This window comes from Chromatium okenii, assembly GCF_016583745.1.
GTDB lineage: Bacteria > Pseudomonadota > Gammaproteobacteria > Chromatiales > Chromatiaceae > Chromatium > Chromatium okenii.
Window position 1 is genome coordinate 1 of record NZ_NRRQ01000016.1, and the last position, 24,340, is coordinate 24,340.

Consider the following 24,340-nt stretch of genomic DNA (forward strand, 5'->3'; position numbering starts at 1 on the left):
ATGAGTACTTAAAGTCAGTCATCTCTGATTCTTGGGCTGTATTCAGCAAATCATCAAGCTATGCCAAGGGCTGGATAGAACAGTTCGTGCCTTGGGTGCTGTATGGTTAGTTTTGCGGACAACTATAATAGCGGTCATTTCAGTTAATACTTATTTCTTATCACATCATATTGCTGCCGCGTCACTCCCAACCGCGCTGCTTCAGCATCTTTTCTGAGATCAATCGTTTGTTGAATGTTGCTGATATTGCGTTGAATCCGCGCATCGTTCTGGATTTCTCTGGTATATTGACGATCAGCAGTGACTTCACTTTCTAATAAATCAACTTTGCGTTCCTCCATCCGCAATGAACGCTGTTGGGCGTGAGTAGAATACTCCAATTCCAGCATCTTACGCTGATGTTCTAAATGCAATAAATCAAGGCGTTGCTGCTGAAAACCAGCGTCATATTCCAAGCGTTTATCTTCTCGCATTTGCACGGCGCGATCTAATTCCAACCGAGGATCAAATGCTGATTCAGCCGCAGCTTCACACTGTGGGCTGTGATAAGGATACCATTTGCCATCGGGTGCCTGACATTTTGCAGCATCAGCGGTATGACACACTGCCAGCACTCCTATACAAATAACAAGTTTAGCGTTCATTTGCGTACCTGATAGACGTGATTAAAATGAAAAACTGGCGCGATTTTAATCCAGCAGGCGCATGGTAAACCTAAAACGATTTCGCACACAATACTATTGATCGCCAACAAAGATTGCAGTATTGAATCCTGCCGCCGCCCAGCTCAAATGCAGTGAATTTGAGCGAATTTGATATGATGCGTACCACGCCAGCGCATTACGCTGTTGTTGATATAAATCAAGCGATGCTGCGGTAGATGGGATTTTTTACAGCGCGAGAATGGCGCGTTTTATGGTATTAAGCGTCACGCGGTTGAAAATAAGTTGTTAATTGACAATTGTCACTAAAAAACAGTATTGTCACTGACAACTGATAAGTCACAATCAAATCAATCGCTTGTATCCTCACCGAATTATTCGGTTGAGTACTGTTCAGGACTTCAGTTGCAGGTCGCACGACCTATCAACGGAAAGTAAAAGACTATGAGCAAGCAAAAACAATTCACGATTGCCCTGTGCGGTTTTCCTGCGCATGAAGAAAAGAGTTTAGAGCGGGCTTTTCAATTGTCTGCTGTCCGCCCGCAGCACTATGTTCTCTGGGCGCAAGACCGCAAACCACCCGATATTTGCATCATTAACGACGATCTGCCGCAAGGTGTGCAGGGCTGGCGCGAACTGCGCAGCCGTTGTTTTGGCGCGAATTTTCCGGTCGTGCAGGTTGGCAATACCGATGCGCTCTCTCATCTGTCCAGCGAAGTGGTGAGCGTCGGTTTTAAGCGCCCGCTGTTGGCAATCCGCATCCTCAAAACGCTCGATGAACTGGTTTTGGAGGTGTATCACTTCGCCCCGGAGTTGGCGATTCGTGATGACCTCTCCGCGCAAGCCATTGCGGATCATGGAAAAACGCAGCCCCCACCTGCGCCGGCGCTTGCGGCTAAACGCATTTTGGTGGTGGACGACAGCGAGTCGGTGCGGACGATGATGGAGGTGCGCCTCACCAAAGCGGGACATGCCGTTGATTTTGCGACCACTGGCGAGGAAGCCCTGACGCGGGTGCAAGAGCGGGTGTATCAATTGATTTTTCTTGATGTGATGCTGCCGGGCATCAATGGTTATGAAGTGTGTCGGACGCTGAAACGCAAATTGCACATTCAAACGCCAGTTGTATTGTTGACCGGTAAAACCTCGCGGTTTGATAAACTTCGCGGCACATTTGCTGCTGCCGATGTGTATTTGACGAAACCGCTGGCGCTGGAACAACTCAATGCTACTTTACAGCGTTATTTGAATTAAAATCATGCGTTTTTGAATTGGCAGTTGTTGGTAATAACGCTGTGTTTTACTGACAATTGCCAACTCAAAACTGACAACTGTTTTCAACCGCGTCACTCCTAAAAATAATCACATTGCTGCGCATGATTTGCGGGCGTGAATAGGGGATTAAAATGGCAAAGTTATTAGTGGTCGATGATTCTGCAACTGAGCGCGATCATTTGCGGGATGTGTTAATCAAAGCCGGGCACAGCGTGGCAACTGCGGTATCGGGACGTGAAGTGGTGGCGCGGGCGCAAAGTGAGCACCCCGATTTGATTTTTATGGACATCGTGATGGAAGACGTGGACGGTTTTCACGCGACGCGGGCGCTGCGCGAAGACCCCACCACTGAGCGCATTCCGGTGGTGGTGGTCAGCAGTAAAAACCAGAAAGCCGACAAGATGTGGGCGCAATTGCAGGGCGCGAAAGGATATGTCGTCAAACCGTATGCGGACGCTGAGATTTTGAACTATATCAATCAGTTGGTTGATGGTGGGCGGGCGTGATGACGGACGTTGACGCGCCAGCAGACGCTGCGCCAGCGGGTGAATTTCGCCACGCCTTTCGGATCGGCACCCGCTGGCTGCTGATTCCGCTGGGAATGCCGGCCGAGGTCTATCCGCCGTTGCCGTGCGCTCGCCTGCCATTTACGCAACACTGGTGTTTGGGGTTGGCCAGCTTTCGCGGTGATGTCGCGCCGGTCTACGATTTAGCCGCCCTGCTGGGCGAGCGCAGCGCCAATCCGAGCCGGTATCTGCTGGCGCTGGGTCGCCGCGAAGCGTGTGCCGCGCTGGGCATTGATGACATTACCGGCATCACGGTGCCGCCGGACACGCCCACCGCCCCGCCGCCGCCACTGCCGGAGCCGCTCTCTGAACTCGCGCAGCACAGCTTGACGGTGGATGCAGTGCCTTATCTCGACAGTGATCTTGGCGGATTGCTCGTGCTGCTGGCGCAGCGGGCGTGTCAGATCAATTTTGCTACTTTGACGTCGGAATCAGTGCGATGACTCTCAACGACATTTCCATCTCCGCAAAACTCACCATCGTCACCACCGCATTGGTGTTATTGGTCTTTTTTCTCGTCTCCGCCGCCGTGTTGTTGAGCGTCAACGGACTGTACGGAGAACGCGCCGAGATGTGGCAAGCGGTGCATCCTGAGCACAATCAAGAGCTTGCCGCCTTGCTGCACCAAACCGGCACGCCAGACACGCAGGCCGCCACCACGCAGTATTTGCGCCAGCGCGTGGAGGCGGCGCTCGCTGCCAGTGCCGAGCAGCAACAGGTGATGATGGCGCTGTTGGTCGCAGTGCTGCTGTTGAGCGCCTTGCTGACTGGCTTGGTGTTTTACATTTCTATCGTGCGACTGGCACAACGCTTCATCGTGCATCCTGCCGAGCGCATTCGAGATGGTCTCACGCGCATTCGCGGCGCACTCGTGGGGATGGAACGGCGGCGCGATTTTTCTGAACGGCTTGATCCCGGCGCTGAGGATGAGCTGGGCAGCACCGTGCTCGCCTTCAATCGCGGGCTGGATTTTTTGGAGCGGCAGAACGATCAGCTCAACGATTCCATTATCGCCATGCTGCAAATCAGCAGCGAAATCAGCCAAGCGCGGGATTTGACGCTCAAATTGCCGGTCAAAGAGGACATCACCGGGCCGTTGAGCGATGCGTTAAATCGCATCACTTCGGAAAGTGCGCGGGTGTTGGTGCAGGTGCGCGAGATCGCCGGGCGCGTGGGACAGGCTGCGCTCCAAGCGCAGGCGCAGGGACTGGAAGTGGTGGCGGTGACAGATGCGGAGCGGCTGGAAATTGAGCGCACCGCTGATGATTTGGCGCAGACCGTTGCGGCGATTGATGGCATTGCGGTGCTGGCGCAGTTTTGCAGCGCGGCAGCGAACACGGCGACCCAATCCAATGATGAGGCGCTCACGTCGGTGAAGGGCGCGGTGCAGGGCATGAGCAACATTCGCACTTCAATTCAGGAAACGGGCAAGCGGATCAAGCGGTTGGGTGAACGGTCGCAGGAAATCAGCGGCATCGTGGACATCATCAACAGTTTTTCTGAGCGCACGCACATTTTGGCGATCAATGCGTCAATGCAGGCGGCAACTGCTGGCGAGGCGGGGCGCGGTTTTGCGGTGGTCGCGCAAGAGGTGCAGCGGTTGGCGGACAGTTCGCGTCATGCGACCAGTCAAATCGCCACGCTGATTCGCAATATCCAAGTGGAAACGCAGGACACCATTCAAACGGTGAATCAGGCGACGGAGGCGGTGGGCAACGAATCGCGCACGATTGAGGGCGCTGGTGAGCGGATGTTGGCGACGCAGCAGGCGACGATCAAGCTGGTTGATGCGGTGCGCCAAATTGATGATCGGGCGCAACATCAGGTCGGTGCCAATCGCACCTTGATGCTGCGGGTGGAGTCGATGCGAGCCAGCACGTTGGAAACGACGGCTCAGATCAATCAACAGGCGCAAGCGACAAATAATTTGGTGACGTATTCCCAGCAACTTCTTGATTCAATTGGGCTGTTTCGCTTACCAGCGCCAGCGGTGCCGCTGACATCCAATCTCATCTCGGTCGCGTGAGATGACGACTTTGGCGGCATTCGCTGCGGTGTTTTATCCGGCAATTCCGGCGCTGCGCCACGCAGTGGTGGTGGCGGGTGCGGCGACGGCGACGCCAGAGGAGCGGCTGATAGCGGCGAATGCTTTTGCGGAATTGTTGGGCGAACTGTGGCCAGCGGCGGAGGCGGCGGGCGCACATCTCACGGAACTGCTGACGGTTATTGACAGTTTTGTCAGCGATTTACCGCACCGTGAGCCGGCGGGCGCGGAGACGATTATTTTGGAGTTGCTGGCGCTGCTGGATGCGTCTCTCGCTGCGCCGCAGGAGCCGGAATTGGTCAGGGCGATGGTGGAACTCGCCAGCAGTGCGGCGTTTGATCCGCCGTTGGGAGCGGAGGCGGTTGCGCTGTGGGAAAAAAGTTGGCAGTTGTCAGTTGACAGTTTTCAGGATGAGCAGTTGCTGGTGCCAGATGCTTGCCAACGTGCTGATGCCGACTGCGAACCGACAACTGACAACTGTGACAACAGCGAACCGCTTTTAACCGCCGATGCGCTTGAATTACTCGCCATTTTGGCTGCCGCTGCCGCCGACAATTCCCAAGATTTTCTCGACCATCTCGCCGATCTCGCCCACGCCCCGCACTCCGATGCCCGCAGCGTCGCCATTGCCGCCAGCCGGGAAATGTTGGGACGCTTCACCGAAGCATCAGCCGATGCTGGCTTGACCGCCTTTGCTGCGCTGTGCCGCAGCTTGAGTGACCAGTTCGCCGCGCAAGCGCCAGAAACGGCGTGGTCACAAGCCTTGCTTGACGATTTGACGCACCTGCTGGAGCGGATGCACGACTATTTCGCCGCGCCGTTAGCGGAAGCGCCGCGCCGTGCTTTGGTCGCAACGCTCACCCATCCCGCGTGGACGCAACCGTTAGCCGCCGACTGCGCTGCCGAACTCATCACCGCGCTGTATCAAGACCCGCTGCGGCTTGACAGTGACGCCGCTCCGCCTCGTGCCACGCAGATAGACCCCGCTGACGTTGCGTTGACTCCGGCGGATGATGTGGATGCCAGCGTGTTGGCGGGGTTTTGCCGCGAAGGTGTGGATTTAACGCAGCGGTTGGCGACCGTGATTCAAGTCATTCTGGGCGGCGGTGTGATTGAAGACGCTCTGCGGCAGGCACAGCGGTATGCCCACACGCTGAAAGGTTCCGCCAATGTATGCGGCATCCGCGCCGTCGCCGTGCTGGGTCATCATCTGGAAGATGTGCTGGAATTTTTGACGGCGCACGATCTCGCGCCCAGTCCGGCGTTGGGCGACACCTTGCTGGCTGCCGCCGATGGTCTTGCCATGATGTTTGATGTGCTCAACGGCATTGAGCAACACGCCCCGGCAACCTTTCAGCCCCTCATGCAGCAGGTTTTAGATTGGGTTTGTCGCCTTGAGCAAGAAGGCAGCGCCGCGCTGGTCGCCGCGCCAGCAGTCGCATCTGCACCTGAATCTGCTTCCGTCTCGCGCTCAGAATCCGCCCCGATCACGCTGTCTGCCGCACTGGACGCTCCGCTCGCGCCAGCCAGCGCCCAGTTAGCCGCCAACGATGAAGCCGTACTCCAAATTCCCGCCGCCACCATTGACAACCTCCTGCGGCTGGTGGGCGAGCTGGCGCTGGCGTTATCGCAATCTGAAACGCAGCTCACACTTGCCCAGCGCACCGTGCGCGATACCAGCGAAGTCACGCTGCGGCATCTGCTCCAAATCACCGCGCTGGAACAACGGGTTGATTTGCGTGGTCTGCACCGCACCGCCGGCGACGCCGCGCCCGTCGATCCGCTGGAATTGGAACACTACGACGAGCTGTTGATTGCCGCTCGCCAGCTCAACGAAAGCGTCAACGACACCCGCGACTTGGCGCAGACGCTGGACGCCACGATCAGCGATTTAGACGAACTCAACCGCCAACAACTCAAATTGAGCCATGAACTCCGCCAGTTGACGCTCGGCACCCGCTTGGTGCCGGTGCAATCCATCGTCGGACGTTTACAACGTGCCGTGCGCCAAATCTGCCGGGCGACGGGCAAAGATGCCGTGCTCATCGTGCAGGGTGACGCCGTACGCATCGACAGCGATGTGCTGGAACGCCTGCTGCCCGCCTTGATGCACATCGTGCGCAACGCCATCGATCACGGCATCGAATTGCCCGCGCAACGACGCGCCGTCGGCAAGCCAGCGCAAGGCGAATTAACAGTTTTATTTCAACAGCTTGGCGATCAAATTGTCGTCACTTGCCGCGACGACGGCGCTGGCGTCGCGTGGGAACGCATCCGCGCCAAAGCCCGCGCCAGCGGTCTGCTCACCACCGCAGCCGAGCTCACCCCGCAAGAACTGCTCGCGCTGACGCTGCGCCCCGGGTTTTCCACCCGCGAGCACGTCACCCACATTTCCGGGCGCGGCGTCGGCATGGACGTCGTCGCCACCACCATCCGCTCGCTCAACGGCACGCTGGCGCTGGAATCAACCACCGGCAGCGGTTATCAACTCCGCGCCCGTGTGCCGACCTCGCTGTTGACGATTCATTGCTTGCTCATTCACTGCCAAGGCGCTCCCTTGGCAGTGCCAGCCAATGACGTGCGCTATGCCGTGCTCGCTGCCGAAGGCGACCGCACCGCGAGCGCCAGCGGCTGGCAGTTTCACCACGCCGACGCGACTTACCCGCTGCTGCACCTCAACTCCTTGCTTGGATTGCCCGCACCGCCGCTGGAATCCAGCCCCGGCGTCGTGCTGGTGCTGACCTCGGAGCACGGCGACCACGCCATCTTGGTCGACGCACTGCTTGATAACCGCGAATTGCTCATCAAACCGCTCGGCGCACTGGTACCCGCCAGCCCCGGCGTGCTGGCAGCATCCATTCTCGGCGACGGGCGCGTCGTCCCCATCATCGACCTGCGCACCCTGCTCGACTTCACCCACACCGCCCCGCTCGCCACCGCCCCGACCGCAGCACTGATCGTGCCGCTCGCAGTGCCCACCGTATTGATCGTCGATGATTCGCTCTCGATGCGCCACCTGCTGGCACAACTGGTAACGGACGGCGGCTATCGCGCCCTGACCGCCCGCGATGGCATGGACGCGCTCCAAACCTTGCGCCACGAGCGTGTCGACGTGTTGCTGGTTGACATGGAAATGCCGCAAATGAACGGGCTGGAGTTGACCGCCCATTTACGCGCCCACTCCGCCACCAGCCAGTTGCCGATTGCCATGATCACCTCACGCTCCACCGCCCGTCATCGCCATGAAGCCTTGCGCGTAGGCGTCAACCAGTATTTTATTAAACCGTATCACGACGAAGCCGTATTAGATTTTATTCAACAGGCGCTGGATAACACCATGCGTTCACAGCGGACACCAATGCCATGACCACGCTTTTTCATTTAACCTATTTTTCATTTCTCACTTGCGGCATCGCCGCATCCGCCGCCGTACTTTATTTTTTCACGCAAATTCCCCGCTTGCGCGGACATTTACGACTGCTGGCGCTCCTCAATATCGGTATTTGCCTCGTTTCCAGCATCCTTCATTTCTACTTTTTTATGCGGCTACAACCACTCACTGCGGGCGCTACGGGCATTACCGAAATGACTGCCGCCATCACTTCGTTACCGCTTGAATTGCGCTACGCCTATTGGTTAGCAACGACCTTAGTGTTAATCAGCATGTTTCCATTATTAATGGGTTTAGAGCGCGTCGGCACCACCTTTTTACGCACCTTATTACTGACTGATGCCGCCATGATTCTCACTGGCTATCTTGGTGAACACGCCACCCTCGCGCATCTTGGCGACAATTTATCACTGCTGGCTCTTTTCTGGTTCAGCATCAGCGGCTTACTGTTTTCTTATTTAACTTGGTCACTTTTTCAAGTATTGCGCCGCTTGCCAGTCGCTGAAATGGCACCCACACAACGCGATGCACTGGCGTATCTATTTTTCTTTTTCTTAATTGGGTGGATGATTTTTCCAGCCGGCTTTTTCTACGCCATCGTGTTTGATCCCGGCGTTGGCGTCGTCCTGCGCGAATTCACCGTTAATATCGGCGACATCGTTAATAAAGTGATTTGGGGCATGTTAGTCGTTTACACCGCCGTAGAAATTCAAAACCACCAGCAACAATAAAGAAATCACCCTGATCTTTTTATGCAGTTGCGCGTGTGTTTTGTATAGCGGTTATTTGCACCAGCTCCTGCTTTTATTTTAGCAACTGGATTGCGTCCATAGCTCATAACATCTTGGAATGCTTTTGCTATTGCTTAATACCACGCGCAAAAACTCTCGCCTTCACTGCGCAGCAGCGACAGGTCTACCGATTTGCTCAGAGCGCCGCTTGCGGTCAAAATAGTCCGACACACCATTGACAATAGAGAATCGCTATGACTGAAAAAGCCCCATGGATTACCTTTCGCCCGGAACTCAAGGTACTTGATTGCACCATCCGCGACGGCGGATTAGTCAATGCCCACCAATTCAGCGATCAATTCGTGCAAGCCGCTTATTGCACCTGCGTTGCGGCTGGTGTTGATTATATGGAAATTGGCTATAAAAACTCACCGCGCATTTTTCCCAAAGATAAATTTGGGGCGTGGCGTCATTGCGATGAAGAGGATTTACGGCGCGTAGTGGGCGATCACGATCCAATTACCACCGGCTTGAAATTAGCAGCGATGGCTGATGCGGGCAAAAGCGATTGGCAAACCCAATTGGTTCCTGCTGCCGAGAGCGTATTATCCACCATTCGCGTTGCCTATTACGCGCATCAGGTGTCAGAAGCAGTGGAGATGATTCACTACGCCACTGAATTGGGCTATGAAGCAACTTCCAATTTAATGGCCGTGTCTAGCATTACTGAAGAAGAGATCGACACCGTATTAGAAGCGATTGCACCAACTCCCGCCACCACGATGGTGATTGTGGATAGTTTTGGTTATTTATACCGCGAACAGGTGGATCGGCTGTATCACAAATACGCCGCCGCTTTAGCAGGTACTGGCAAAGAAATCGGTATTCATGCGCACAACAACTTGCAATTAGCGTTTGCTAATACCATTGAGGCGATTATTCTCGGCTGTAATCGGGTTGATTCCACTTTATATGGCTTTGGGCGCGGCGCGGGCAATTGCCACACTGAGATTCTGCTTGGCTTCTTGCGCAATCCCAAATTCAATCTGCGCCCAGTGATTGAGATGATTCAAAACTATCTCGTACCGTTGCGTAAAGAACTCGATTGGGGGCCTTCAATTCCGTATCACATCACCGGACAATTGAATCAACATCCGCGCACTGCGATTGAATGGCGCGAAGGGGCAACGCCAGATGATTTCCTGAGTTTTTATGACAAAATCGTCGCAGAGGGCTAATGAATGATTAACGAAGCTACTTTAGTCATTGGCGAGCAATCTTTCCAATTTCCAATCTGTGAGGGCACCGAAGGCGAACGCGCAATTGATATTCAAGATTTACGCGCCCGCACCGGTTATATCACGCTTGATCCCGGCTATGGCAATACCGGCAGTTGTCAAAGTGCAATTACCTTTATTGATGGCGAAAAAGGTATTTTGCGCTATCGCGGTATTCCGATTGAGCAATTCGAGCAGAACCCGAATTTTGTGGAAGTGGCGTGGCTGTTAATTTTTGGTCATTTACCGAGTGAACAGGAATATCGCGCTTTTTCAGCCGATTTAACCGCTTCTGCCAATCTTGACGAGAGCATGAAGCATCATTTTGAGGGTTTCCCGCGCTCGGCACCGCCGATGGCGATTTTATCGGCGATGATTAACGCCTTATCTTGTTTTCATCCCGAATGTTTTGAATTAGAAGATGAAGAGCATTTTCGAGTAGCAGCCGCAGGGTTAATCAGTAAGGTGCGTACCATTGCCGCGTATGCGTATCGGCATTCAATTGGTCAACCGTATATCTATCCTGATCCAGCATTGCGTTATGTGCCGAACTTTTTGCACATGCTGTTTTCACAACCCTATGCCGAGCATTTTTGTGAACCAGTAGTGCGTGATGCAATTAACTTGGTGCTGTTATTACACGCCGATCACGAGCAGAATTGCTCAACCTCAACTGTGCGGATGGTGGGTTCTAGTCAGGCTAATCTATTCGCAGCTTGTGCAGCGGGAGTGTGCGCGTTGTGGGGGCCATTACACGGCGGTGCGAATGTTGCGGTATTGGAAATGTTAGATCGTATTCATCGCGGGCACATTAGCCCAGAAGAATATGTGCGGATGGCAAAAGATAAAGATAGTAAGGTGCGCTTGATGGGTTTTGGGCACCGTGTGTATAAAAATTTTGATCCGCGAGCGCGGATGTTGGCAACCGTTGCCGAGCGGTTATTGCCGACGCTGGGCTTTAATGATCCGCTGCTTGATATTGCCCGCAGATTGGAAGAGATCGCACTCGAAGACCCTTATTTTGTCGAGCGCAAACTGTATCCGAATGTTGATTTTTACAGCGGGATTATTATGCGGGCGGTCGGCATTCCAACCAATATGTTTACCGTGTTATTTTCAATTGGACGGCTGCCGGGTTGGATTGCGCATTGGTGGGAACAATCTTGCACGACGGGGAGTAAAATTGCGCGTCCGCGCCAAATTTATACCGGTGCGGGTATCACCGATCATGTGCCGCGAGATGGGCGTTAATCGTTCGACAATCAAGACATCGACAGCGGTCGATGTCTTATTCAATGAGGATAATAAATGGCGCTGCGAATTAAAAGTCATTGGCAAGATGAGACGCGAGAACGCTCGTTGCCAGAAATTGCGAGTGCGCTTGCCTTTATTGCGTGGCGGTTGGCGCTGGAGCAAGCAATTCACTTACATTGTGAACGCTTTATTTATGCCAGCGATGAACAGCGGTTATTGGTGATTCAGGAGTATTTAATTTTTCTATTGCAAGCGGCGGATCGCTTAACGCACAAGTGGCTCATTGATGAAGAGCGCCGCACGTTAATGTTGGCATTTGCTAAAAAGGTCTTTGCGCATGTGCAAGACAATAGCCAAGATTTGCTGGGTGCGGGCGATTATGGGACGCCGTTTATTGCGCGTCTCAATGCTCGTGCTGAGGAATACGCGGCATATCAATGGACGGAGGAAGGGCCGAGTTATGCGTTATTGCGCCAGCTCGGATTTGAAATTCAAACGCTCATGGGTGATCTGCCAGAAAATCGTTGGGTAATTGATCAGGTGATGGATCGGGATGGCTGGGAGGCGTATCGGCATTTCCAACGTGCATTGCAAAATCTATTCGAGTGAGGCGGTGACCATGCAGCCGTTCTTGCTTTTCTCGCGTCCCGTCGCCATGATTCGCTCCGTCGTCCTACCGCTTTTTCCCCGCACCTTCCGTGACCCCTTCACTTTAAGCTGTACTTCGGTTCGCCCGGCGCGTCCTCACGCGGTCGTTGTCCGGTCAATCTTTTGGAGAATTTGATTTATGCGTATGAAGATTGGCGGGGATACCCTCGCATTGGATGTTGATATTCGTCGTCACATTGAAACTGAAGCCGAAACCCTCGCCGCTCGTTTTCCCACCGGACATCTTGATATTCAAGTCACTATTCAAGAAGAATTCGATCCGCTGCACGGTCATCGCGTGCGCTGTGAATTGACCACTCGCCTGCCTCCGAGTTGCCAGATTATCGTCCGCGAAGCGCGTAAAACTGCCGCTGAAGCGATCACCGATGTGTTCATCGCCGCTCGCCGCAATGTCCGCCGCTCCCGCCGCCACAGCCTGCCGTCATTGGTCACTACGCCAGCGGTTGCCTGCGTCGCCCACCATACCAATGCCAATTACTAAACGCCGCACCTGTTTGTTGCGCTTGACTGCACCGCCACCCGCTCCCACTGTCCGTTTTTACCTCGATTCCTTCACTGTTCAGGATTGATGCCATGAAAGTTGCAATCATCGGCGGTACCGGCTTTGTCGGTGCGCATCTCGTGCGCCATCTGTTAGACGCTGGACACACTCCGCGCTTACTGGTGCGCCCGGGCAGTCACGATAAAATTGAGCGGCTGGCAGACTGCGAAACCGTGCCCGGCACGGTGGCAGATCAGGCGGCGTTGACCGCCTGTCTCACCGGCGCAGATGCCGTGATGTATCTCATCGGCATTCTGCGCGAGTTCCCGGCGCAGGGAATTACCTTTGAAGGGCTGCAATATCAAGGCGTGGTGGACACCATCGCGGCTGCGCACGCGACGGGCGTCAAGCGGTTCATTTTAATGAGCGCCAACGGCATTCGCGCTGATGGCACCACCTATCAACGCACCAAATATCGGGCGGAACAGGCGTTAAAAAGCTCAACGCTGCGGTGGACGATTTTTCGCCCCTCCGTGATCTTTGGTGAGCCGCTGGGACGGATGGAATTTTGCTCCCAGCTCAAACGCGACATCATCGCCAGCCCGCTGCCTGCGCCGTTGTTTTATCAAGGCTTGTCGCCGCTGGGCGCGGGCGGATTTGAATTGGCACCGGTGAGCGTTCACGACGTGGCGGCAGCTTTCACGCTGGCGCTGACTGATTCGCGTACCGAATCCCAAACCTACAGCTTGTGCGGACCGCAACGCTACAGTTGGAAAGCGATTTTGCAGACCATCGCCACCGCGTCCGGTACCTCAAAAGTGATGATTCCAGCGCCCGTGTTGCCGATCCAAACGCTGGCAGGGTGGCTGGATCGTTATCCTTGGTTCCCGATTTCCCGCGAGCAATTGCAGATGTTGTTAGAAGGCAACGTGTGTACTGAAAACGACAGCTTTGCCCGCTTAGGCTTGACGCCCACGCCCTTTGGCGTGGCGCAACTGAGCTATTTGGGTTGATCTAAAACACACCGTGCCGCGCCTCAACGCGGCATCGCATGACAAGAATGTGAGTGATTATGCGCACGAAAAAACACCTTGGACTGGCCGTGCTGTTGAGCGTCATGGGTTGGAGTGGGAACTGGACTGGCATCGCACCGGTGCAGGCAGAAACGTTTCAGCTCGATAATCCGCGTGATTCGGTGGTGGGATTTCCGTTTTATTTCACGGCGCGTGGCAAAGATACGTTGATGGACATTGCGCGGCAGAACAATCTGGGGTTTGCCGACATGCGGCAGGCCAATCCCAAAGCGGATATGTGGGTGCCCGGCGAAGGCACCGAGGTATTGGTACCGACGTTTTATGTGCTCCCCAACGTGCCCCACGTCGGGATCATCATCAATCGTGCGGAAAAACGGCTGTATTACTTCCCGCCAGAACGCCCCAACGAAGTCCAGATTTTTGCCATCAGCGTCGGGCGCGATGCGATGGGCACGCCGCTGGGTTCCTTCAAAATCATCGAAAAAAAGAAAGACCCGATTTGGACGCCGGGGCCGAATGTCCGCGCCTCGCACGCCGCTCGTGGTGACATCTTGCCGGCGCAGGTGCCGCCGGGACCGGATAATCCGCTGGGACGCTTTGCGATGCGCTTGAGCAATCCTGATTATCTGATTCACGGCACCAGTATGCCGTGGGGCATGGGCATGGAAGTCAGCGGCGGCTGTATTCGCATGTATCCCGAAGGCGTAGAAAAGTTGTTTGGTCAGGTCAGCATTGACACGCCAGTCGCCATCGTCGATCAGCCGTACAAAATCGGCTGGCGCGGTGATGAGCTGTATTTAGAAGTGCAACTGGGCGAGAAGAGTATTCGTAAAAGTGCGCGTTCAGTCATTCCTGAAACGCTGCAACATGGGGAGGGGGTCGTGATTGACTGGCCGAGCGTGGAGCGAGCGGTGAAGGAAGATACCGGCGTCCCTCAGGTGATAGGACGCCGGAATCATTCCGGCGACGGGTCTTACTTGCCCATGATCTTCTGATACATCCGATCCAGCCGCTCGGTGCTGGAGGTGCAGCAGGATTGCGCAGCGTTAGCAGTATCCAGCGCCTGTTGCGCGGTATCACGAGCGGTCTGGTCGGTGCAGCCGCCCAGTAAAGCAACGCTCAGAATTGCAGCAGTGGATAAAGAAGCGAGTTTGACGATTTTGGTCATGTTGTTAAAACTCCAAAGTGAAAAAAGTTGGCCGTGAGGCGCAGTATTTATAACACAATCAGGGGGGTGATTTCCGAACCTGTCTGCCGCCACAACAACCAAACCATCATCCTGTAGTGAATATCCAACAGAATCCCAGCCAGTGGGCAACGACGTGATGATTGTGACGCAAAAGGTGGTGTCGTCAAGATTGACGCAAATGTGCTGCAATTTCAAGTCTACAATTCACCACACTGAGTATTTTTTACCACGCAGCAGCGCACAGCGGCGCGGCGTCGAGAGCAACTGTTTATGAATCGCTATTGCGGACGCGCCCGCCAAGTTGTCAGTCAGCCCCTCTTTCGTTGCGATGGCTTTGTCCGTGATGGCGTCATTGCTGCTACTGATGGCAGCCCCCAGCCGCTCAGTGCGCTGCCGCCATTTTTGCGCACCTTGCTGGTGACTGACGGCACCGTGACCAAGATTTTGGAGGCCTATTTTTGGGAGCCGGTGACGGTAGACACCCTCGCGCAACGCTTTGAAACCGCCACCGAGGACTTGCCTTGGATTGCGCTGACGCCCGGCGAGCACTGTTTGATCCGCGAAGCGCGGTTGCGTGGACAAGACAGCGGACGCAGCTTTGCTGAAGCCTTTTCGGTGATTCGTCCCGCGCAGATTCCGGTAGATTTTCGCCAACGCCTGATTGATCGCGAGATCGGCATCGGCGTGTTGATCCGCGATAGCGGGCTGGAAAGTTACCGCGAAGTATTGGATGTCGGGCTGGATCGCACTGCCGACGGCGCGGCAGCGGTATTTCGGACTTATCGCATTTTCATTGCACGCCAGCCGGTCATTCTCATTACCGAGTCTTTTCCGCTGGCGCTGTATGAACAATGATATTGAGGGCAATTGGATTGCGTTATCAGTTATCGGTTGTCAGTGCAGTCAACCGCAATTGCTTTAATGCACCGCCGCACCACCCCACCAATTCAACATCGGCTCCAATAGCCCAGTGCTAAAACTCACTCCCAACCGTTTCGCAAATGAATCCAACAAATCGCGCTTTTTGGTGTATTCAACGATGGTCTCGGTGCCAATCACTTCGCGGGCAACATAACTGGAACTACCTAGCCCGTCCGCCAATCCCAGCGCCACCGCCTCTTGTCCACTCCAAAACAATCCGCTGAATACTTCCTCGCCACCTTTGAGTTTATCACCGCGTCCGCTTTTCACTTCCGCAATGAATTGTTGATGCAGCGTATTGAGCACCCCTTGAATAAACGTCCGCTGTTCTTCTGGCAACGGCGAAAACGGATCAAGAATGCCCTTATTCGCGCCAGCGGTCAGCAGCCGCCGTTCCACGCCAATATCTTTCATCAAATCCTGAAAGCCAAACCCACCAATCCGCACCCCAATCGAACCAATTAAACTCCCTTTATCGACATAAATGGCATCTGCGCCGACCGCAATGTAATACCCGCCAGAAGCGCACAAATCGACTGCCACCGCGTATACCGGCAAATCCTTTTCTTTTTCCTTCAAATACTTCGCCTTCAAGCGTTTGATTTCATCATTGATATAACCCGCTTGCACCGGACTGCCGCCCGGGCTATTGATCCGCAAAATAATGCCCTTCACTGCGTCGGTTTCAAATGCCGTCCGCAGCGCACTAATCACGTTATCGGCGCTCGCCTCGCTCTCCGCAGCGATTGTCCCTTTCACCTCAATCAGCGCCACATGCGCCTCTGGTGACGACATTTCATCCAGCACATCCGGCACCGCAATCGCCACTAAAATTCCCACGAAATACAGAAAAATTAGCGACTTGAAAATCAAACTCCAGCGTCGCCGTGACCGCTGCCCGCGCAGATAATCTGCCGCCATGTAGTTAATCAAGGCGCGATCCCAATCAGGATCATCCGGCGTTGGCAGGCGATGCTGTGCGCGATTCCACAACTTCCAGTTCATTTAATGCTGATCCCGTGTTGAAGGTGATGAATCTGAAGCTGGCGTCGGCGTCGGTTCCTGCTCTTGTTTCAATTGCGCCGTGCGTTTTGATGCCGCCTGCTGCGAATAAAAAAACCAACCCAATAACCCAACCACCAGCAATAACTCTGCGGCCGCCAGTGAACTGCCTGCCATAATGACGTACTCCCAATCAATCGCAATAAATAATGCAAATACGGCGGCGATGGTGTCATTGCAGATTGAAATAAACTGCAATTCAACGCACCGCCACCGCTCGTTAGTTTTTAACAAAGCATCGGCAATAAAGCAATCGCCATCTCATTCTGCTGCCACCAGCGCCCGCGCTGCGCCAAAATCAGTTTTACCGCTGCCGAGTTTGGGAATCGCCGCCACCGCTTGAATCACCGCCGGCAAATGCAGCGGATTCATGCCCGCCGCCAATAATTGCCGCCGCAGCGCGTCAACCTCCACCGCGCCAGCGACCAACAGCACAATCTGCTCACCTTTGCGCTCATCGGGCACCGCGACTGCCAGCAGTTCCAACTCCGGCTGCGCCAGCGCCAGCCGTATCTGATCTTCCACCGCGCTCAAACTCACCATCTCGCCGCCGATTTTGGCAAAGCGCGAGTAGCGATCCACGATGGTCAAAAAGCCATCCGCGTCCAGATGCCCTTTGTCGCCGCTGGCGTACCAACGAATGCCGTCGCGCTCGTGAATCACCGCCGCTGTTTTATCCGGCGCATCGAGATAACCGCGCATCACCTGCACCCCGCCGATCAAAATCAAGCCATCTGTGCCCGGCGTCAGCTCCGCGCCAGTCGTCGGCTCAACAATGCGAAAACACGTCCCCGGCAGCGGCATTCCCACCGTGCCCAGCCGCGAACTCGACTGCGTTTTCCAGTTATCCAGATCAAGCGCGTTGGGCACATTGACACTCGCCACCGGCGTCGTCTCGGTCGCGCCATAACCCTCATAAATCGGCAGATAAAACTTCAGCGCAAACGCCTCACGCACCGCCGAACCCAGTCGCTCTGCGCCAGCAATCACCAGCCGCAGCGATTGCAACATCAGCGGATCAACGCGCTGGTGGCGGACGTAGAGCCGCAAAAAGGTCGCAGTGCTGAAAAACAGCGTGGCGCGATGGCGGGCAATCGCTTTGGCGGTGCCGAGCACGTCAGTCGGATCGGGATGGCAAATCAACGGAATGCCTTCTAGCAGCGGCAGCACCGTCGTCACCGTCAAGCCAAACGCATGAAATAACGGCAGATTCGCCAACACGCGCTCTTCATCCTGCACATTGAGCACCTCAGCGGTTTGCTGCACGTTGGCAACCAGATTGCGATGCGTCAGTTCGATGCCTTTGGGCACACCTTCGCTGCCGCTGGAGAACAAAATCGCTGCCGTTGCCGTCGGCGCAGTGGGGCGCAGCAGCAACCGCCGCAGCGCCCACTGCGGCAACACGCTGACCAGCACCAGCCGCGTCAACGCCGCACTGCGTCCGATCTCAGCGCGGAGGATTTCGAGCCGATGCAGCGTCACTGCCGGCAGCGCGGCGGGCAGATCAATCCCGCGCTGCTCCAGCCGCCGTAAAAACCGCTCCGCCGTGATGACGTGACGAATGCCCGCCTGCGCCACGCTCGCCCGCAGCGCCTCCGCGCCAGCGGTGTAGTTGAGATTGACCACCGTTTTGCCCAGCGCCAGCGCCGCCAGATTGACGATCACCCCGGCGCTACTCGGCGGCAACGCAATCCCGATCACCGGCTCCGGCACGAGCTGGCGCAGCCGCGCTGCAAATAGCCAGACTGCCGTCAGCAACCGGCGATTGGTCAACGTCCCGCCGCTGGAATCAATCACCGTCACGGCGCTGCGCTGACGGCTCGCCGTCGCCAACCACACTTCTGGCACCGTCGGCACTTGCGCAACGTGACGCTGCCACGCGGCGACGGACAGTTGAAACACCGCTTGCTTGACCGTTTCTGCGCCCGCCGTCAGCGCCAGCGGCTGCCCAAATGCGATGCAGACTTCACGGCGTCCGCGCACTCGCCGCTGGCGTTTGAGCGCGGTGCTGGCGCAGGAAAAGCGGCTGCCCCACAACCCGCGCTGATAAAACGGGATGATCACGCCGTGCTGCGCAGCTTGGGCGGCTAATTCAAAACCACGCTTAAAATCAGACAGTTGTCCGTTACGGCTCAACGTGCCTTCGGGAAAAACGCACACCACTTCACCGGCATCGAGCACTTCAGCAACGCTGCGAATGGCTTGGCGACTGCTGGCGCGGGAAATCGGAATCACGCCAAACACATCCAGCAACCAGCGCCAGCCCCAGTGTTGATAAATGGCGCGTTCCATCACGAAACGCACCGGACGCGGGCTGGCGATTTGCAGCAGCGCCCAATCAATCCAACTGACGTGATTGCCCAGCAACAAGACGCCACCGCTCGGCGGGAGCTGTTCTAAACCAATGATTGTTAAGCGATACCGCGCTGAGATCGCGCCGTGAATCAGGACGCGCACCAAAGCTTGTGGCAACTGCGTGAGGCTGTAACCCGCGCCAATCACGGCGATCACGGCCAGCGCCAGCAACAACACCAAGCTGCTGAGATTGAAATACGCAGCGGCGACCGTGAGCACTAAAAACGCGAGCATCAGATTGTTTTGAATGAAGTTATTAGCGGCCAAGATGCGCCCCAACTGCTCCGGCGGCGCTTGCGCTTGCATCAGGGCGTTGAGCGGCACCAGCAGAAATCCCGCCAACACGCCGAGACTGAAAAAGTTGAGCGTGTGCGCAATGACGCTGCTGAGAGTTGGCAAAATAAACAGCGTAATGGCGATGCCGATTGCGCCCACCGGAATCAGCGCGGTGGCGATGTGATCGCGTGATAGGCGACCGGCGATGATGGAGCCGCCGATGATGCCCAGCCCGGAGCAGGCCAACATTCCTTGAATGACGATGGTGTTGGTGACGCCGAGCGCGTCTTTGGCGAAGGCGGGAAAGACCGCCAACAGCACCTGCGAAATCGCCCAAAACAGCGCCAAGCCGATGATTGCCCGCCAAATAATGGGTTGCGCGTGGGTACGGCGCAGGTTGTCGCGCAGTGAGCGGCCGCTGCGATATGCCGCCCAATCAAATGCTGCGATTTGAGTGGCGGCGCGGTGCGGTAAACGATACGCCAGCGTGACTTCAACCAATGAACACAACACCAATAACCAACCTAATGGTGCAATGAAGTGCATCACATCATTGGGCGTGGCAAATACAGCGGTGCTCAATTGCTGTTCAAACAGAATTGAAAATACAAAAATGCCAGTAAGAATTGCGGTAGTTGTAGCGGCTTGCACCCAACCATTCGCGGCAGCGAGTGCCGGGGTGCCGACTAATTCTTTAATAAACCCGTATTTCGCTGGTGAATAAATTGCTGCTTGTGCGCCCAATAAAAAGGTCATCGCAAAAGCTGCCCAAAACCAGCCGAGATAATAAAACAGAGTGATTGCCAACGTGAGCGCGACGGCAAACCACGCGCTAATCCGCATCACCTGATTTTTAGGAAACCGGTCGGATAAATACCCTGACGGTGTAAATAATAAAACGAAGGGTAACAAGATCAGCGCGTTGACAATTGCAGTGAATAAAATTTGCGCGTCGCCGTCATAGGTTTTGAAGAGCGTATTTTGAATGATGATCTTGTGCCCTAAATCCACAAACGCATTCAAAAATAGCATCACGAGATACGATAAAAAACCGGTAATGCGGAACAATTGTCCCATAACACCCTCGCTCAATAATTGATTGAGTTGTCAGTTATCGGCGACAACCGTGCTTTTTACTGACAACCGCTAACTGAAAACTGACAACTTTTTTATGGTGTTGATGCGTGCCACTGCCCCGCAATCACCCGATTACGTCCTGCGGTTTTGGCGTGATATAACAATTCATCAGCGCGGTGATAAGCCATTTCCCAATTCAACATCATCACTTGTGCAGCAGTGGGGTCAGTCAGAATACACACTAAACCCAATGACAGGGTAACAACTGGCGCGATGGCATTGTATGCGTGAGGAATGGCGAGCTGTTCTGCGCCGCTGCGTAATGATTCCGCAAACACAAGCGCCGCTTCTTGATTGGTTTCCGTAAGCAACACGGCGAATTCTTCGCCGCCAATCCGAAACGCAAAATCACTGCCGCGCCGGGTATGAAAGTTTAATAATTCACCCACGCGCTTTAAGACGACATCTCCGGCGGGATGACCATAATTGTCGTTATACAATTTGAAATAATCAATATCAATCACTAACAAGTGCAGCGGGCGCTGTTCGCGCAGTGCTCGCCGCCATTCGCGTTCCATGACTTCATGGAAATGACGGCGATTAAATAAGCCGGTGAGTTCGTCAGTGATGGTTAATAAGGTGATGCGGATATTGGCAGCGCGTAAGGCGTCATTTAAGCGGCTGAGGCGATGTGTCCACACTGACATGACAATCAATAATAAAATGCCGCCGGTGAAATACGGCCACAGCCAGCGATAATCGGCGGGCTGTTCATAGCGAATTGAAATCCAGTGGGCGCGAATCGCTTGAATCTCTTCAGGATGTAAGCTGGCGACGGCTTTGGAGAGCGCCGATAATAATAACGGTAATTCTTTGCGCACGGCGATGGCTAATTCATAGTATTCATCGAGATTGCCAGCAATTTTGATATTGAGAATGTTGTTGTGCTGCGCTATCCAAGTAATCGTGGGCAATAAGTCGATATAACCAAACGCATTGCCGTTGGCAACGGCACGAATCGCGGTGGCGACATCTGGCGCTTCTACAATACGCATGGCGGGATAATGACGGCGCAATAATTCAATCGCAGCGTGACCAGATACCATGATAAAGGTTTGATTAAAATAGTGATCGAGGGTGCCATCAAACGTATTATCAGACCGAATGGCAAGCACCAGCGGTTCGGTTAATAGTGGGCGCGTGAAATTGAGATATTCGCTGCGTTCGGGCGTAATTGCGGCACCGGAAATCATGTCGCAGCGTCCGGCACGAATGGCGCTGAGTGATTCCTCCCAACTGGCGGTACGCACTAATTCGGTGCTGCGTCCCAAACGCTGCATTAATTCGGTAATTAAGTCGTGCAAAATGCCTTGATGAGTGCCGTCTGGCAGCAAGGCTTCAATCGGCATCCAATTCGGATCAATGCACAATCGAATTGCGCCGAGCCGATCTAAAAATTCAGTTTCGTCATTATTCAAAATCACGCGGGTGGTGAGCGATTGCACGTTATCAAGCGGAGTTAAAAACCAGCGGGCTTGAATGCGCTGGCGCTCGTCATCACCGAGCGCAGTTAAGGCTTTGTTAATAATTGAAATGGCTTCTGGCCAATCGGTGCGAACGCCAAAAGCAAGCTCCAGCGATTCATTGATTGATAACGCAAATTGTAAATAAGGGCTGCCAATACGATTGGCGCGATACAGCATTGAGCCGTTGTCGAAAGTGGCGTCAACGCGCCCGCTGGAAACGGCGTCAATCACGGCGTCGACGCTGTCGAGCGGGACGATGTGCGAGCGGGGGAAGCCTTGCGCGATCTTTTCATCAGCGAGGTTGCCGCGATGAATGGCGATAGTGCGTCCGTCCAAATCGGCGCGGGTGCGGATGTTGTGCGGGTTGCCTTTGGTGACGAGAACGAATTTATTAAGGCGGATGTAAGGGTCGGAAAAATTGAGATAAGTGCGGCGTTCGGGGTGAATGCCGCCGGTGCTCAGGCCGTCAATCTCGCGCCGTTGCGCTTGTTCTTGCCGCAGCCGCCAGTCGCCGGGCAGCAGGCGGATGTCTAAACCGGTGAGGCGCTTGATCTGCGCGAGGATGTCGGCGTCATAACCGCTGACGTGACCGTCGGAGCCGACGATGACGTAAGGTTCCCACGCATCGCTGGTGCCGAGCGTGAGCACGGGATGGGCTTGAATGAATGCGCGTTCAGCGGTCGTGAGCGTGACGGGGGGCGCAGTGTGCGCGTGTGCAGACGACGGCCATGCAGCGGGCGCGATGGTGATGACGAGGAGAAATCGCCAGAGCCAGCCGCTGAGTTGGGGGACGACCGTCATCACCATGTGCCGCGTTAATAATGAGTTGAGACTATTTTGCATCCTGAGCGTCCGAGATATTCCGCGCAACCGCGCTATTGGGCGTTTCATTGCCCAGTGTGAAATTCTGCGTTACCTTGCCGCGTTTTCAATCATTTGCTTCATCGCTCCGGTATTGCGTCTTCTGCCGCAGCGATGGCGAGAATTGTCATGTGCGGCATCGTTGGCATCGTCGGTAAAAGTCCCGTTAATCAAGCACTTTATGATGCGCTGCTGGTGTTGCAGCATCGTGGACAGGATGCCGCTGGCATCGTCACCTGTCAGGGCGAGCGTCTGTTCCTACGCAAAGATAATGGGTTGGCACGCGACGTCTTCCAAACCCGTCACATGATTCAATTGCGCGGCACGCTCGGCATCGGTCATGTCCGTTATCCCACCGCTGGCGCGGCGAGTTCCGCCGAAGCGCAGCCGTTTTATGTCAATTCCCCTTATGGCATTGTATTAGCGCACAACGGCAATTTGACCAATGCGGATGCGTTAAAACGCGATCTTTTTGTTGATGATTTGCGGCATCTCAATACCGATTCTGATTCGGAAGTGCTATTAAATGTCTTTGCGCACGAATTGCAGCAACAGGGCAAATTGCGTATTGACGAGCAAGATATTTTTCGTGCCGTGACGGGAGTGCATCGACGTTGTCGCGGTGGTTATGCGGCAGTGGCAATGATTCCCGGCTTTGGTGTTTTTGGCTTTCGTGATCCCAATGGCATTCGTCCTTTAATTTATGGACGGCGCGAAACCAGCGATGGCGTGGAATACATGATTGCTTCTGAAAGCGTCGCATTAGATGCGCTCGGTTTCAAAATTGTGGCGGATGTTGCGCCGGGTGAAGCGGTGTTAATGACGATTGATGGGCAATTGTACACTCAGCAATGTGCGCCGCAGCCAATTCTCTCACCCTGCATTTTTGAATTCGTTTATTTTGCGCGTCCTGATTCAATCATTGACAACATTTCAGTCTATAAAGCCCGCTCGCGGATGGGTAAAAAGCTGGCAACTAAAATTAAACGTGAATGGTCAACTCACGATATTGATGTCGTGATTCCTATTCCAGACACCAGCCGCACCGCCGCATTGCAATTAGCCAATCATCTGGGCGTGTCTTATGCCGAAGGGTTTATTAAAAACCGCTATATCGGCCGCACCTTTATCATGCCGGGGCAAAAGGTGCGCAAGAAATCAGTGCGACAAAAACTCAACGCCATCAGTTTAGAATTTCGCAAGAAAAACGTGCTATTAGTAGATGATTCCATTGTGCGCGGCACCACTTCACAGCAGATTATTCAAATGGCACGCGAAGCTGGCGCTCATCAAGTTTATTTCGCTTCAGCAGCGCCGCCGGTGCGGTATCCGAATGTGTATGGCATTGATATGCCGGCTGCGAGTGAATTGATTGCGCACGGGCGCAGCGATGAAGAAGTCGCACGCGAATTGGGCGCGGATGGATTGTTGTTTCAAGATTTGAATGATTTAATTGTGGCGGTGCAGAAAAAAGGTAAAAGTCACGTTGATCGTTTTGATACTTCCGTTTTTGATGGCGTGTATATTACTGGCGATGTCACGCCGGAATATTTGCGCAGTTTAGAAGCACGGCGCAATGATCGTGCGAAACATCCGCATTTAATGAATTGCGAGACGGCGCTTGATCTTTATAATTCGGATTAAATTCCCGTCTGTTGATCATCACTGCGGCAGTTGCATTTAACGTAA

General features: G+C 54.5%; 20 protein-coding genes. 14 read left to right on the forward strand and 6 right to left on the reverse strand.

Annotated elements, in window-relative coordinates:
• Positions 1-143: 143 nt before the first annotated feature.
• Positions 144-644, reverse strand: coding sequence for a hypothetical protein (locus CKO12_RS07770; protein WP_200154171.1), 501 nt, complete (start codon positions 642-644; stop codon positions 144-146).
• Between the two features lie 462 nt (positions 645-1,106).
• Between CKO12_RS07770 and CKO12_RS07775 the strand changes: the two genes are divergently transcribed.
• From CKO12_RS07775 to CKO12_RS07830, 12 genes are all read left to right on the forward strand, one after another.
• Positions 1,107-1,916: a response regulator transcription factor gene (locus tag CKO12_RS07775; protein WP_200154172.1), complete on the forward strand. Its 810-nt coding sequence runs from the start codon at positions 1,107-1,109 to the stop codon at positions 1,914-1,916.
• A 152-nt stretch (positions 1,917-2,068) separates the two neighbouring features.
• A complete protein-coding gene (locus CKO12_RS07780; RefSeq protein WP_200154173.1) occupies positions 2,069-2,443 on the forward strand; it encodes a response regulator in 375 nt (124 codons plus the stop codon).
• Positions 2,443-2,946: a chemotaxis protein CheW gene (locus tag CKO12_RS07785; RefSeq protein ID WP_200154174.1), complete on the forward strand. Its 504-nt coding sequence runs from the start codon at positions 2,443-2,445 to the stop codon at positions 2,944-2,946. Before CKO12_RS07780 ends, CKO12_RS07785 begins: the two co-directional genes overlap by 1 nt.
• A complete protein-coding gene (locus CKO12_RS07790) occupies positions 2,943-4,529 on the forward strand; it encodes a methyl-accepting chemotaxis protein (RefSeq protein WP_200154175.1) in 1,587 nt (528 codons plus the stop codon). The genes CKO12_RS07785 and CKO12_RS07790 overlap by 4 nt, the downstream gene beginning before the upstream one ends.
• 1 nt (position 4,530) lies before the next feature.
• Positions 4,531-7,914, forward strand: a complete 3,384-nt coding sequence (locus CKO12_RS07795; RefSeq protein WP_200154176.1) for a hybrid sensor histidine kinase/response regulator — start codon at positions 4,531-4,533, stop codon at positions 7,912-7,914.
• The gene (locus CKO12_RS07800; RefSeq protein ID WP_200154177.1) at positions 7,911-8,669 is read left to right on the forward strand and encodes a bacteriorhodopsin; all 759 of its coding nucleotides are present in this window, start codon (positions 7,911-7,913) and stop codon (positions 8,667-8,669) included. The genes CKO12_RS07795 and CKO12_RS07800 overlap by 4 nt, the downstream gene beginning before the upstream one ends.
• 254 nt (positions 8,670-8,923) lie before the next feature.
• Positions 8,924-9,907, forward strand: a complete 984-nt coding sequence (locus CKO12_RS07805; RefSeq protein ID WP_200154178.1) for an aldolase catalytic domain-containing protein — start codon at positions 8,924-8,926, stop codon at positions 9,905-9,907.
• 3 nt (positions 9,908-9,910) lie between these two features.
• Positions 9,911-11,197, forward strand: coding sequence for a citrate synthase (locus tag CKO12_RS07810; protein ID WP_200154179.1), 1,287 nt, complete (start codon positions 9,911-9,913; stop codon positions 11,195-11,197).
• A gap of 57 nt (positions 11,198-11,254) precedes the next feature.
• The gene (locus CKO12_RS07815; RefSeq protein WP_200154180.1) at positions 11,255-11,809 is read left to right on the forward strand and encodes a hypothetical protein; all 555 of its coding nucleotides are present in this window, start codon (positions 11,255-11,257) and stop codon (positions 11,807-11,809) included.
• A 178-nt stretch (positions 11,810-11,987) separates the two neighbouring features.
• On the forward strand, positions 11,988-12,350 hold the full coding sequence (locus CKO12_RS07820; RefSeq protein WP_200154181.1) for an HPF/RaiA family ribosome-associated protein: 363 nt from the start codon (positions 11,988-11,990) through the stop codon (positions 12,348-12,350).
• Positions 12,351-12,442: 92 nt separating this feature from the next.
• Positions 12,443-13,363 carry an NAD(P)H-binding protein gene (locus CKO12_RS07825; RefSeq protein ID WP_200154182.1) on the forward strand — a complete coding sequence of 307 codons (921 nt, stop codon included), beginning with the start codon at positions 12,443-12,445 and terminating at the stop codon, positions 13,361-13,363.
• Between the two features lie 59 nt (positions 13,364-13,422).
• Entirely contained in the window at positions 13,423-14,379 is a 957-nt protein-coding gene (locus tag CKO12_RS07830; RefSeq protein WP_200154183.1) for a L,D-transpeptidase family protein, read from the forward strand.
• On the opposite strand, the gene CKO12_RS07835 is transcribed toward CKO12_RS07830, so the two are convergent.
• Positions 14,358-14,552, reverse strand: a complete 195-nt coding sequence (locus tag CKO12_RS07835) for an alanine-zipper protein (RefSeq protein WP_200154184.1) — start codon at positions 14,550-14,552, stop codon at positions 14,358-14,360. The genes CKO12_RS07830 and CKO12_RS07835 overlap by 22 nt on opposite strands.
• A 291-nt stretch (positions 14,553-14,843) precedes the next feature.
• On the opposite strand from CKO12_RS07835, the gene CKO12_RS07840 reads away from it, so the two are divergent.
• Positions 14,844-15,428, forward strand: a complete 585-nt coding sequence (locus CKO12_RS07840; protein ID WP_200154185.1) for a chorismate--pyruvate lyase family protein — start codon at positions 14,844-14,846, stop codon at positions 15,426-15,428.
• A gap of 63 nt (positions 15,429-15,491) precedes the next feature.
• Here CKO12_RS07840 and CKO12_RS07845 read toward each other — a convergent pair whose 3' ends face one another.
• From CKO12_RS07845 to CKO12_RS07860, 4 genes are all read right to left on the reverse strand, one after another.
• Positions 15,492-16,499: a S49 family peptidase gene (locus CKO12_RS07845; protein WP_200154186.1), complete on the reverse strand. Its 1,008-nt coding sequence runs from the start codon at positions 16,497-16,499 to the stop codon at positions 15,492-15,494.
• Positions 16,500-16,754 (reverse strand): hypothetical protein, encoded by a 255-nt coding sequence (locus CKO12_RS07850; protein WP_200154187.1) that lies wholly within the window; start codon positions 16,752-16,754, stop codon positions 16,500-16,502.
• A gap of 63 nt (positions 16,755-16,817) precedes the next feature.
• A complete protein-coding gene (locus tag CKO12_RS07855; protein ID WP_200154188.1) occupies positions 16,818-20,264 on the reverse strand; it encodes an acyl-[ACP]--phospholipid O-acyltransferase in 3,447 nt (1,148 codons plus the stop codon).
• Between the two features lie 92 nt (positions 20,265-20,356).
• On the reverse strand, positions 20,357-22,633 hold the full coding sequence (locus CKO12_RS07860; RefSeq protein ID WP_200154189.1) for a diguanylate cyclase: 2,277 nt from the start codon (positions 22,631-22,633) through the stop codon (positions 20,357-20,359).
• A 147-nt stretch (positions 22,634-22,780) separates the two neighbouring features.
• Here CKO12_RS07860 and purF point away from each other — a divergent pair, with 147 nt between their 5' ends.
• A complete protein-coding gene (gene purF / locus CKO12_RS07865; protein WP_200154190.1) occupies positions 22,781-24,295 on the forward strand; it encodes an amidophosphoribosyltransferase in 1,515 nt (504 codons plus the stop codon).
• Positions 24,296-24,340 lie beyond the last annotated feature (45 nt).

Bases quoted from the DNA above. Each gene is read 5' to 3' on its own strand.
- CKO12_RS07770 (WP_200154171.1), bottom strand. From the start codon at position 644: ATGAACGCTAAACTTGTTATTTGTATAGGAGTGCTGGCAGTGTGTCAT.
- CKO12_RS07775 (WP_200154172.1), top strand. From the start codon at position 1,107: ATGAGCAAGCAAAAACAATTCACGATTGCCCTGTGCGGTTTTCCTGCG.
- CKO12_RS07780 (WP_200154173.1), top strand. From the start codon at position 2,069: ATGGCAAAGTTATTAGTGGTCGATGATTCTGCAACTGAGCGCGATCAT.
- CKO12_RS07785 (WP_200154174.1), top strand. From the start codon at position 2,443: ATGACGGACGTTGACGCGCCAGCAGACGCTGCGCCAGCGGGTGAATTT.
- CKO12_RS07790 (WP_200154175.1), top strand. From the start codon at position 2,943: ATGACTCTCAACGACATTTCCATCTCCGCAAAACTCACCATCGTCACC.
- CKO12_RS07795 (WP_200154176.1), top strand. From the start codon at position 4,531: ATGACGACTTTGGCGGCATTCGCTGCGGTGTTTTATCCGGCAATTCCG.
- CKO12_RS07800 (WP_200154177.1), top strand. From the start codon at position 7,911: ATGACCACGCTTTTTCATTTAACCTATTTTTCATTTCTCACTTGCGGC.
- CKO12_RS07805 (WP_200154178.1), top strand. From the start codon at position 8,924: ATGACTGAAAAAGCCCCATGGATTACCTTTCGCCCGGAACTCAAGGTA.
- CKO12_RS07810 (WP_200154179.1), top strand. From the start codon at position 9,911: ATGATTAACGAAGCTACTTTAGTCATTGGCGAGCAATCTTTCCAATTT.
- CKO12_RS07815 (WP_200154180.1), top strand. From the start codon at position 11,255: ATGGCGCTGCGAATTAAAAGTCATTGGCAAGATGAGACGCGAGAACGC.
- CKO12_RS07820 (WP_200154181.1), top strand. From the start codon at position 11,988: ATGCGTATGAAGATTGGCGGGGATACCCTCGCATTGGATGTTGATATT.
- CKO12_RS07825 (WP_200154182.1), top strand. From the start codon at position 12,443: ATGAAAGTTGCAATCATCGGCGGTACCGGCTTTGTCGGTGCGCATCTC.
- CKO12_RS07830 (WP_200154183.1), top strand. From the start codon at position 13,423: ATGCGCACGAAAAAACACCTTGGACTGGCCGTGCTGTTGAGCGTCATG.
- CKO12_RS07835 (WP_200154184.1), bottom strand. From the start codon at position 14,552: ATGACCAAAATCGTCAAACTCGCTTCTTTATCCACTGCTGCAATTCTG.
- CKO12_RS07840 (WP_200154185.1), top strand. From the start codon at position 14,844: ATGAATCGCTATTGCGGACGCGCCCGCCAAGTTGTCAGTCAGCCCCTC.
- CKO12_RS07845 (WP_200154186.1), bottom strand. From the start codon at position 16,499: ATGAACTGGAAGTTGTGGAATCGCGCACAGCATCGCCTGCCAACGCCG.
- CKO12_RS07855 (WP_200154188.1), bottom strand. From the start codon at position 20,264: ATGGGACAATTGTTCCGCATTACCGGTTTTTTATCGTATCTCGTGATG.
- CKO12_RS07860 (WP_200154189.1), bottom strand. From the start codon at position 22,633: ATGCAAAATAGTCTCAACTCATTATTAACGCGGCACATGGTGATGACG.
- purF (WP_200154190.1), top strand. From the start codon at position 22,781: ATGTGCGGCATCGTTGGCATCGTCGGTAAAAGTCCCGTTAATCAAGCA.